Here is a 10,093-nt window from a genome sequence, read left to right as displayed (position 1 = left end):
AGATCAAAGCTTCGCAGCCATGATCCATCTGACCGCTGCCGTGATAAACTCCCGATGAATCCCAACAGACCCTAGAGCATGATCCGGAAAAGTGGAGACCGGTTTTCCCCGCGACAAACGCGAAGCGTTTGCGCGGAGATCATGCTCAAACAAAGAAATAGAGCGGGATGACGATTCGAAAAGTCATCTCGCTCTAGCCGAATCCCGATATCCCGCCGCGCAAATTCCGGAGCGCCCCTGATGGTCAATGTCCGACGTTCACTCACGCAGATTTTTCTGTTCCCCGCGATCATCGCGGTGATCGTCGCCTTCGGCTTGGTGTCTGCCTTGCTCGGCGACGGCATCTGGGACACGACCTCATGGATCGCGCTCGCAGTCCCGCTCGCCGTCACCGCGTTCTTCGCCTGCAAGAAGCGCCCCGCAGATTTGTAGGGGCGGATCCAGCGGCGATGCACCGGCCGAATTGAGGTCCGGCGGTGCGCCGCCGCTGGATCTGCCGCTCGAGATGCGTGGGCGATGGTAGCCGGCGCGAAGCTCTGCTGGTCAAGCGGGCTCCGCGCCGGTGCAGTCGTTCCATTGAAGCCTGCTATACCGCGACGCTTTCCTGCTCGGGCGTCTTTGCGGGCTTGACGACCGTCGTCGGGGTTCTGAGCCATGCCTCTTCGGTAACGGCGATCATGGAAGGCTGGTCGATGATACCGATCGAGTCCCACGTGAACATCGCATAGCCGAGCTTCGTACCGTCGACTCCGGCCGGCACGGTGACCTGAAGCTGCTGTGCGAGCCAGTTGAGCGAGCCGTATCCGCAAAGGCTGACGCAGTGGTCCTCGTTGGTGTCCTTGTTGAATCCAAGGCCAAACCATCCGGTCTTCCCGTTCGTGGAGTTCCATGCGGTCTGGAGTTGGGTTGCGGCAACGCCAATCTTGACCGGACCTTCCGCAATTGCGCTGTTTAACGTGGAGGGATTCGTCCAGTCGACCGAATAGATCTGGCCGTCATCGTAGATGTGCCGGCTCTGATGGAAGCCGTTTTCCTGCATCCAAACCATCACCTGATGCAGATAGGCTCCCTCCAGCACCCCATGTTTCGTCGCCCATCTTATCACTTCGTTGTCCGAAATGAAGATTTCCGGATTGTGACACGCCTTCGCAAACGCTTCTTCGGCAGTGACGCAATCACCATGATCGAAATTGCCCCAAGAGGACAGCCTGTGAGGGATCGTGATGAAATGGGGAGGTGCCGCTGCAAGGCCGACTACACTATGCGGGGTGGCGGCCGCCAAGACGCTCCTCGGCGTGGGAGTCGCTCCGCGTTTGGGATATCTACCTTGTCCACTTCCTCCAAGCTGAATTGCCATGGTATGTCTCCGTTTGCTGAAATGAACTTCGATTATTTCCGCTTAGGCTCCATTGCTTCGTCCTTCGTTCCACGCTGAGCATCGTCATGCTGCTGCTGATCCGGCGAAGAGTCTGTCTCCTCGCCTTTCTGATCGTCGGCTGCGTCGGGTGCGTCAGGGTTGTACTTTGGTGCTTTGTCGCGCACCTCTTTCGGCGTAGGGAAAGCACCCCGCTTCGGAGTGGGAGGTTTGCTGTTCATATTTTACCCCTTTGTTGGGGAAGCCCTCCGGCGACCGTCGCATCCCATTTTACCAATGGTTAATGCGCTACGATCAAAACATGATCGTGCTGGTTGCATTGTGAGCTCGTTCACAGCCACAACGTTTTTATTGGATGCGACGCTTTCCGCAGTTTTGTCGATGCGGACGTCTCGACATTGTTCACGTCCCGGCTCCATTAACCCGGAGCGGGCCCGACAACGTCCATGTGAACGCGAGCACGACGATTGACAGCGCGCCTATGAGCCGGCGCCCGAGCCGTCAACGCGCTGCGTTGTAGACATCACGCAGGATTTTCGTCTCAAGCTCCAGATCCTCGAGTCGATCCTTGACGACATCGCCGATGCTGACGATGCCGGCTAGCTTGCCGCCGCGTAGTACCGGCATGTGGCGCACGCGGTGGTGCGTCATCAGTTTCATCACGCGATTGACACTCTCGTCCGGAGACACGGTGGCCACACCGCATTGCATGATTTCCTTCACCAGCATCGACCCGGCCGTCTGGCCATAGCGAGAAAATGCATGAACGATTTCACGTTCGGAAATCAGACCGAGAACCGAGTTCTCACTCGTCACCACGAGAGCGCCAATATTCTTTGCGCGGAGCCAGTCTGCCGCCCTCTTGATGCTGGCGTCCGGAGCTATTGTTGTGACATCGGTGCCCTTCCGCCTCAGAATGTTTTCGATGGTCATAGTTTCCTCCCATCGTGTGGCCTAGCCGCCTATTCCATCCCGCCCCCACAACTGGGGCCACGTACCATGGCATCCATTCTCCTCGATTAGGAGCATCAGCGTATCATATTGGCAGGAAGCAGTCAGCGAGTATCGGGGCCGCGGTGTAACGGCGGCAGAGGCCGTCGGTTGGTTTGAAGTGGTCGTTTTTGTGCTCTCAACCCCATCCGACGATCATCTTGAGCGCGCCTTCGAGGAATAGCTGGGAGCGAAGGTGACCGTAGGTCCGGTCCCATCGTCCGGACCTGAGATCGTCGCATCCAATGGAACAATCGATCAGCCGGTCTTGTGCGAGACGTTCTTGACCACCGTGTAGCACTGCAGGCCCTCGGTGCCGCCCTCGCGCCCATAGCCGCTCTCCTTGACGCCGCCGAAAGGCGTTTCGGCGACCGAGGCCACGAAGTGGTTGATCGAGAGGTTTCCGGCCTCGACGCCCTCGGCGAGACGATCGGCATTCTCAGCCGAACGGGTGAACGCATAGGCCGCGAGACCAAAGGGGAGGGAATTGGCTTTCTCGATGGCTTCGTCGAGCGTCTTGACGGGGTTGACAAGCGCGAGCGGACCGAACGGCTCTTCGTTCATGGCACGGGCATCGTCGGGCACATCGGCGAGCACCGTGAGCGGGAAATAGTAACCGCGATTGCCGCGCCGATGTCCGCCCGCAAGCACGCGCGCGCCCCTGGCCTTGGCGTCGGCAACCAGCGTTTCCATGGCATCGATCCGCCGCGAGTTTGCCAGCGGGCCCATCTGGCTCGACGGATCCAATCCATTGCCGACCTTCAGCGCGCTCGCCTTCTCGGCAAAGACATTGGCAAATCGATCGTAGATCGATTCCTGGACGAAGAAGCGCGTCGGCGCGACGCAGACCTGTCCCGCATTCCGTGACTTGCCGACCACCGACGCGGCCGCCGTTGCGACCGGATCGACGTCGTCGCAGACGATCACAGGGCCGTGGCCGCCAAGCTCCATGATCGCCCGCTTCATGTGAGTGCCTGCCATCGCGGCCAGATATTTGCCGACCGGGATCGAGCCTGTGAACGTCACCAGCCGGATGCGCGATTGCGGGATCAGATATTCTGATATCTCCGCCGGATTGCCGAAGACGAGGTTCAGCACGCCGGCAGGCAGGCCCGCATCATGAAAGGCGCGCACGAGCTGGACGGCGCCGGCGGGCGTCTCCTCGGACGCCTTGAGGATGATCGAGCATCCCGAAGACAGTGCGCCGGCGACTTTGCGCGCCGGCGAACTCATCGGAAAATTCCAGGGCGAGAACGCTGCCACCGGACCGATCGGCTGCCGCAGCACCGTGTGCCGCATTCCGGGCTCGCTTGGGATCACGCGGCCGTAGAGCCGCTGTCCTTCCGTTGCATCCCACTCGATGATCTCGCAACCCCGCAGGATTTCCAGCCTGGCTTGCTCGATCGGCTTTCCCTGCTCGAGCGTCATCGCAACCGCCATCTCATCGACACGATCGCGAATGAGTGCGGCCGCCTTCAGGATGATCTGCGCACGCTTGAGCGGCGCCGTCTTGCGCCAGATCGCAAATCCTCTTTCGGCGGCATCGAGCGCGTCGTCGAGGTCGGTTCGCGTTGCCGTGGGCACCGTGCCGAGCGTGGTTTCGTCGGCGGGATTGATGATGGGCTGCCCGCTGGCGTGCTTCCAGCGGCCGTCGATATAGAGCTGGATTTCAGGATAATTTGCCATGGTCATTCCTTTGTTGTTCTTGGTGGCAAGGAGCGCGGGCGCCGCGCTTTACGCGTGCGCGCCGGATTGAAGCGCGGTGCCGGCTAGCGGGATGCCGTGAAGCCATTCGGTAAAGACCTGCTCGGCTTGCGCGGCGACGGTCTTCGAAAGCTTCAGCGTTGTTGCCCTGAGGTCAGAGATCGATATCTTCGCCGCCGACAATTCGGCCGCGTGGCCGACATACCACTCTTCCAACTGGCGCGGATCGGCCTCGAGATGGAACTGGAGCGCGAGCGCGTTCTGCCGATAGGCGAAGGCCTGGTTCTCGTAATTGGCGTTTGAAGCGAGCCTTAAGGCTTGCTGCGGAAGATCGAAAGTGTCGCCGTGCCAGTGCAGCACGGTCGGATCTTTCCCGAGGCGGCGCAGGCAGGACGAGGCGCCTTCCGGCGTGAGATCGATCGTTCCCCAGCCGATCTCCTTGGCAGGGCCGGCGAACACGCGGCTGCCGAGCGCGCGTGCCATGAGCTGGGCACCGAGGCAGATCCCAAGCGTCGGCAGGTCCTGTTGCAGCCGGTGCTCAAGCAGCGCAATTTCGGCATTCAGGAACGGGTAGTTGTCGGCCTCGTAAACCCCGATCGGCCCGCCCAGCACGATCAAAAGCTCGGCATTCCTGATCGATCGATCGGAGAGGTCGTCGACCGCAGCGTCGCAGAACGACACGCTCCAGCCTTCGCGCTCCATGATCGGGGCAAGGAGCCCCAAATCCTCGAAAGCCACATGGCGTATGGCGATGGCTGAACGGCGCTGTCGAAACATCCGGAAATCCGAGCATTCGTTATATCTTAACAAATATAACGTATCTCTGCCAAAGGTGTCTAGCGACGGCGGCAGCTTAGCGATCGGAGTGCATCCGTTCCAGGAAATCCTTCACGCCGCTGACCTTGCCGGTTTCGGAGGCGACGTAGCCGGGAAGGGCGTCGATGGCTTTATGGAAGTCGCCGCTCTTCATGATCTCGAGCACGCGCCGCATCGGCTCGGTCTCGAGGAACGCCTTCTTGCAGACGAAGAAATAATCTTCCGTGAGCAGCCGGATGAAATCGAGCCCGAATTGGCGGGCGGCCGCTTCGACGCCGAAGCTCGCATCCGCCATGCGCTGGCGACATAGGCAGCAACGGCGGCATGGGTGAATTCCATCTGCTGCGCGCCGTTGATCTTGCTCTCGGGAATCCGGTGCAGCGCCAAGAGCTGATCGAAAAGCTGCCGGGTGCCTGAATCGTGATCGCGGTTGACGAAGCGCGCCTTGCGATCGACCAGATCCTTCAGTGAGCTGATCTTCAGCGGATTGCCGCGCTTGACCATGAGGCCCATTTCGCGTGTGACGAAACCGATCACGCGGTCCTCGCGCGGATCGAGCCAGTCGCGGCACGCCTGGATGCCTTGCGCGCGCAATTCGCCGCGCGGCAGATGCACGCCGGAGAGGTCGCAGGCGCCCTGCGCCAGCGACACCAGCGAGTTCTGGTTGCTGACATAGCGGAGGTCGACGCCCATGCCGGGCTCGCGGTCGAGGAATTCGCGCAGCTTGGAGACGGCAAAGCCGTGGCTGGCATGAACGCGGATCACCGATGGACGCTGGTGCAGGAACGGTTTGATCTCCGTGACCAGTTCCTGCGCGAGGTTTTCGAGCTGCGGGCCGAGGCGAGCCTGCATGCGCTCGCCGGCCCAGACCAGCTTCTCGCCGAACGGCGTCAGCCGCGAGCCCTTGCCGCGCTGGGTCTCCACCAGCGGCACGCCGAAGAACTCCGACCATTGGTCGATCAGGTTCCAGACGTGGCGATAGGAGAGATGCGCATCGATGGCTGCGCTCGAGATTTTCCCGGTTTTGCGGATCTCGTTGAGGATGCCGAGGATCACCACAGCCGTCTGCGGGCTGCCTTCGCGGTGAAATCGCCAGATGGTTTCGATCTCGATGTGCAGCATCGACCTATCTTCTCAATATGAAGTGAAATTCATATTATCGTCAGCCATAGGCAGAAAATATCATATTTACTGCGGGATATCTCCTCTTAGGTTTGGTATACCAGACAGGAGGAAATATGATGTCAATTGCATATGACTATGCGCGGGAGGCCTTCGGCCGTTCCGCTGCCAGGGACGAGCAGCTGCTGATCGACGGCGCCCGCGTCCCGGCCATCTCCGGACGCACATTCAAGTCCCTCAATCCCGCGACCGAGGAAGTGATCGCGACGATCGCGGAAGGCGGTGCCGCCGACGTCGACCGCGCTGTTGCCGCCGCGCGCCGTGCCTTTGAGGGACCATGGCGGACCATGCGCGCCGCCGAACGCGGCCACATCCTCTTGAAATGGGCCGAGCTCTTGAAGCAGCATGCCGACGAGATCATCGAGCTCGAGAGCCTCGATGCCGGCAAGCCGATCGCGGCGGTGCTGCGGCAGGATTTTCCGGCGGCGATCGATACGCTGACCTATTACGCCGGATGGGCCGACAAGATCGGCGGCGACGTGGTGAGCACCCGCGACGATGCGCTGACCTACACGGTCCGCGAGCCGGTTGGCGTGGTCGCGGCGATCGTGCCCTGGAATTTTCCGCTGATGATCGGCATGTGGAAGCTCGCGCCGGCGCTGGCGTGCGGCTGCACAATCGTCATGAAGCCGGCCGAGCTGACCTCGCTATCGGCGCTGCGGATCGGCGAGCTCGCGCTCGAAGCCGGCCTGCCGCGCGGCGTGCTCAACATCGTCACCGGGCCGGGCCGCATCGCCGGCGAGGCGCTGGTCAATCACCCTGACGTCGACAAGGTCACGTTCACCGGCTCGCCCGGTGTGGGGCGCGGAATCATGCGCGGCGCCGCCGGCAATTTCAAACGCGTGTCGCTGGAGCTCGGCGGCAAGTCGGCCAACGTCATCTTCGAGGACGCGAATCTCGATGCCGCCGCGAAGGCTGCGGCCGCCGGCATCTTCTTCAACGCCGGACAGGTCTGCTCGGCCGGCTCGCGCGTGCTGGTGCAGGAGAGCGTCTATGACGAGGTGGTCGAGCGCTTGGCCGCACGCGCAAGCGCATTGCGCATCGGCGATCCCCAGGACCGCGCCACGACGCTCGGACCGGTGATTTCCGAGAAGCAGATGAAGACCATTCTCGATTACGTCGACATCGGCAAGCAGGAAGGCGCGCTGCTGGTGACCGGTGGCGAGCATGTCGGCGATCGCGGCTATTTCATCAGCCCGGCCGTGTTCGCCAATGTGAAGCACGAGATGCGGATCTCGCAGGAGGAGATTTTCGGTCCCGTCGTCAGCGTGATCAAGTTCAAGGACGAGGCGGATGCGCTGAGGATCGCCAACGGCACCGCCTACAGCCTTGCCGCCGGCGTCTGGAGCGGCGACATGGGCCGCGTGCAGCGCTTTGCCAAGCGCGCGCGGGCCGGCACGGTGTGGATCAACACCTATGGCTACACGGATGTGCGGCTGCCCTGGGGCGGCGAGCGCGATTCCGGCCTCGGCCGCGAGCACGGCACCGCCGCGATCGACAATTTCACCGAGCCCAAGGCGGTCTGGATGAACCTCAACGTCTGAAGGCGTGCGCGATTCTGCCGTGATATGATGTGCGTGCCACAAACTCCGCTGTCGTCCCGGGCTTGACCCGGGACCCATAACCACAGGCGGTTGTGGTTACGCTCCGCTGGGCCGGCATCGTTTGCGACAACAGGCATTTGGGGTTATGGGTCCCGGGTCAAGCCCGGGACGACAGGGTGTATTGCCGCGACATCGCCTCACCAATCGTCTAGGGTTGGTTTCCCCGACGAGCGAGGCGATCATGCGCACGAAAAAATTTGGCCACCATGGCCCCGACGTCTCCGTGATCGGGCAGGGCACCTGGTATCTCGACCGCGGCGATCGCAAGGCGGCGGTCGCGGCGCTACGCCGTGGCATCGAGCTCGGCATGACCCACATCGACACCGCGGAAATGTATGGCGATGCCGAACTGGTGATCGCGGATGCGATCGAAGGCCGGCGCGACGAACTGTTCCTGGTTTCAAAAGTGCTGCCCAGCAACGCCTCGCGCCGCGGCACCATCACCGCCTGCGAGCGCTCGCTGAAGCGGCTGAAGACCGACCACCTCGACTGCTATCTCCTGCACTGGCGCGGATCCTATCCGCTGGAAGACACTGTCGCCGCGTTCGAGGAACTGGTCGCCTCCGGAAAAATACGGTCCTGGGGCGTCAGCAATTTCGACGCCGATGATCTGGGCGAGATCCTCGAAGTTTCTGATAAGGGCAGGATCGCCTGCAACCAGGTGCTCTATCACTTGCAGGAGCGCGCGATCGAGCACGCGGTGATCCCCTGGTGCGAGAAGCATGGCGTCGCCGTCGTCGCCTACTCGCCGTTCGGCCACAATGATTTTCCCTCGCCGCGGAGCAAAGGCGGCGACGTGCTGCAGAAGATCGCCGAGGCGCACAACGCCACGCCGCGACAGGTCGCGCTGGCTTTCCTCACGCGCGCGGCTTCCGTGTTTGCGATCCCCAAAGCATCGAGCGCGGAGCACGCCGCCGAGAACGCGGCGGCCGGCGACCCCGTGCTCAGTGCCAGCGAGATCGAAGCTTTGGACAGGGCTTTTCCGCGTGGCGCCAAGCCACGAAGCCTGCCGATGCTTTAGTCATAGCGAACACGATTCTTAACAAAGTGTTGCAACCGCGTGGCGTGCTGCCGCGCACATTCGCGCATATCGGCGTCCTGTTTTCGGACCTTGTCGCGCGCCGCCATTTGGCGTTTTTTAGAGGCTCGCAGATTCGCTTATTTGTGCCTCCGAGATTGCCGTGACACCGCCCGCAGCCGCCAGGCTGGACAGCGCACCATTGCCATTGCCTGTAAAGAAATCTTCGCCTGCGAAGAAATCCGTCTCCCGCAAAGCTCCCGCGCGCGCCGACCGGCCGTTCAAAGGCATCGCGCTGATCCTGCTGTCGACGATTTTCCTCGGCACGTCCGACGTCACCTCGAAATATCTGTCGGCGACGCTGCCCTCGATCGAGATCACGTGGATCCGCTTCTTGGTGTTCGCGCTGATCATGTCGCCGGCGATGCTGCCGGGCTCGCCGCTGTTTGCGCTGCGAACCGGCCGGGTCGGCTTGCAGTTCCTCCGCGGCGCGACGCTGCTCGGCTCGTCGCTGTTCTTCATCTCCGGCTTAGGCTTCCTTCCGATCGCGGAAGCCTCCGCCACCGGCTTCGTGTCGCCGCTGTTCGTCACGGCGCTGTCGATCGTTTTCCTGGGCGAGAAGGTCGGCCTGCGGCGCTGGATCGCGACGGCGCTCGGCCTCATCGGCGTCCTCATCATCCTGCGTCCCGGCACCAGCGCGTTCCACGCCGCCGCCTTCTTCCCGCTGCTGTCGGCGTTCTGCTGGGCCTCGACCTTGATCATGACGCGCATGATCAGCGGCCGCGATGCAGCCATCACCACCATGACCTATTCCGCGATCACGGGCTTCGCGATCATGACCGTCATGGTGCCGTTCGCCTGGGTCACGCCCACTTGGCACGACATTCTTCTCGGCATCCTGGTCGGTGTGGCCTCGACCGCCGGCCAGTGGATCGTGGTGCTGGCTTTCCGCTATGCCGATGCCTCGGTGCTGGCGCCGTTCTCCTACACGCAATTGCTCTGGGTCAGTCTGCTCGGCTACTTCATCTTCGGCGAGGTGCCTGGTGTCTGGACTATCACCGGCGCTGCCTTCATCGTCGCGTCCGGCCTTTACACCGCCCACCGCGAGCGAATCCGTCGCTCGCAGCTCCTGACCGTGCCCGGCGAGCCCTCGCCGAACGCCTGATTCCGTGCGCGGAGTGAGACGTATCGCCGCGCAATCGTTGCGACAGCGCCACAGTGGCGCCGCGAAAGCTGAGCGATCAGCCGCCTTCCGCCGGATTTTTGCCACCCGCCGGGAAACCGCATGCTACCTGAGTTCCAGGGACGCGCCGCGAGGTGCGGGGGAATGAGCGACTATCTGGATTGTCAAGTTGCATTGGCGTAAGCGGCACGCGCCTCGCGTGCTTTGGCGTTGAGGCGGAC

9 protein-coding genes and 1 pseudogene are annotated in these 10,093 nt (G+C 62.2%); 4 read left to right on the top strand and 6 right to left on the bottom strand.

Annotated elements, in window-relative coordinates:
* Positions 1-240 precede the first annotated feature (240 nt).
* Positions 241-432: a hypothetical protein gene (locus AAFX91_RS34665; protein ID WP_130579561.1), complete on the top strand. Its 192-nt coding sequence runs from the start codon at positions 241-243 to the stop codon at positions 430-432.
* A gap of 154 nt (positions 433-586) precedes the next feature.
* Here the strand turns inward: AAFX91_RS34665 and AAFX91_RS34660 are convergent, their stop codons facing one another.
* From AAFX91_RS34660 to AAFX91_RS34635, 6 genes and pseudogenes are all read right to left on the bottom strand, one after another.
* The gene (locus AAFX91_RS34660; protein WP_130579560.1) at positions 587-1,282 is read right to left on the bottom strand and encodes a hypothetical protein; all 696 of its coding nucleotides are present in this window, start codon (positions 1,280-1,282) and stop codon (positions 587-589) included.
* Positions 1,283-1,389: 107 nt separating this feature from the next.
* Positions 1,390-1,596 (bottom strand): hypothetical protein, encoded by a 207-nt coding sequence (locus AAFX91_RS34655; RefSeq protein WP_394569555.1) that lies wholly within the window; start codon positions 1,594-1,596, stop codon positions 1,390-1,392.
* A gap of 280 nt (positions 1,597-1,876) precedes the next feature.
* Positions 1,877-2,308 carry a CBS domain-containing protein gene (locus tag AAFX91_RS34650; RefSeq protein ID WP_130579558.1) on the bottom strand — a complete coding sequence of 144 codons (432 nt, stop codon included), beginning with the start codon at positions 2,306-2,308 and terminating at the stop codon, positions 1,877-1,879.
* Between the two features lie 315 nt (positions 2,309-2,623).
* Positions 2,624-4,051: an NAD-dependent succinate-semialdehyde dehydrogenase gene (locus tag AAFX91_RS34645; protein WP_394569554.1), complete on the bottom strand. Its 1,428-nt coding sequence runs from the start codon at positions 4,049-4,051 to the stop codon at positions 2,624-2,626.
* A 48-nt stretch (positions 4,052-4,099) separates the two neighbouring features.
* Positions 4,100-4,846, bottom strand: a complete 747-nt coding sequence (locus AAFX91_RS34640; protein ID WP_130579556.1) for a glutamine amidotransferase — start codon at positions 4,844-4,846, stop codon at positions 4,100-4,102.
* Between the two features lie 76 nt (positions 4,847-4,922).
* A pseudogene (locus AAFX91_RS34635) lies at positions 4,923-6,007 on the bottom strand (substrate-binding domain-containing protein).
* A gap of 119 nt (positions 6,008-6,126) precedes the next feature.
* Between AAFX91_RS34635 and AAFX91_RS34630 the strand changes: the two are divergent.
* The 3 genes from AAFX91_RS34630 to AAFX91_RS34620 all read left to right on the top strand — a co-directional run bounded on the left by AAFX91_RS34630 (position 6,127) and on the right by AAFX91_RS34620 (position 9,854).
* Positions 6,127-7,611 carry an aldehyde dehydrogenase family protein gene (locus AAFX91_RS34630; RefSeq protein ID WP_394569553.1) on the top strand — a complete coding sequence of 495 codons (1,485 nt, stop codon included), beginning with the start codon at positions 6,127-6,129 and terminating at the stop codon, positions 7,609-7,611.
* Between the two features lie 241 nt (positions 7,612-7,852).
* On the top strand, positions 7,853-8,692 hold the full coding sequence (locus tag AAFX91_RS34625; RefSeq protein ID WP_130579553.1) for an aldo/keto reductase: 840 nt from the start codon (positions 7,853-7,855) through the stop codon (positions 8,690-8,692).
* A 205-nt stretch (positions 8,693-8,897) separates the two neighbouring features.
* Positions 8,898-9,854 (top strand): DMT family transporter, encoded by a 957-nt coding sequence (locus AAFX91_RS34620; RefSeq protein ID WP_394569556.1) that lies wholly within the window; start codon positions 8,898-8,900, stop codon positions 9,852-9,854.
* Positions 9,855-10,093: the final 239 nt, after the last annotated feature.

It is taken from the genome of Bradyrhizobium sp. 31Argb (assembly GCF_043638955.1).
Taxonomy (GTDB): domain Bacteria; phylum Pseudomonadota; class Alphaproteobacteria; order Rhizobiales; family Xanthobacteraceae; genus Bradyrhizobium.
The sequence above is the reverse complement of the archived record's forward strand: the minus strand, read 5'-3'. Positions and strand labels throughout refer to the sequence as shown.

Bases quoted from the DNA above. Each gene is read 5' to 3' on its own strand.
- AAFX91_RS34650 (WP_130579558.1), bottom strand. From the start codon at position 2,308: ATGACCATCGAAAACATTCTGAGGCGGAAGGGCACCGATGTCACAACA.
- AAFX91_RS34625 (WP_130579553.1), top strand. From the start codon at position 7,853: ATGCGCACGAAAAAATTTGGCCACCATGGCCCCGACGTCTCCGTGATC.
- AAFX91_RS34655 (WP_394569555.1), bottom strand. From the start codon at position 1,596: ATGAACAGCAAACCTCCCACTCCGAAGCGGGGTGCTTTCCCTACGCCG.
- AAFX91_RS34640 (WP_130579556.1), bottom strand. From the start codon at position 4,846: ATGTTTCGACAGCGCCGTTCAGCCATCGCCATACGCCATGTGGCTTTC.
- AAFX91_RS34630 (WP_394569553.1), top strand. From the start codon at position 6,127: ATGTCAATTGCATATGACTATGCGCGGGAGGCCTTCGGCCGTTCCGCT.
- AAFX91_RS34645 (WP_394569554.1), bottom strand. From the start codon at position 4,051: ATGGCAAATTATCCTGAAATCCAGCTCTATATCGACGGCCGCTGGAAG.
- AAFX91_RS34665 (WP_130579561.1), top strand. From the start codon at position 241: ATGGTCAATGTCCGACGTTCACTCACGCAGATTTTTCTGTTCCCCGCG.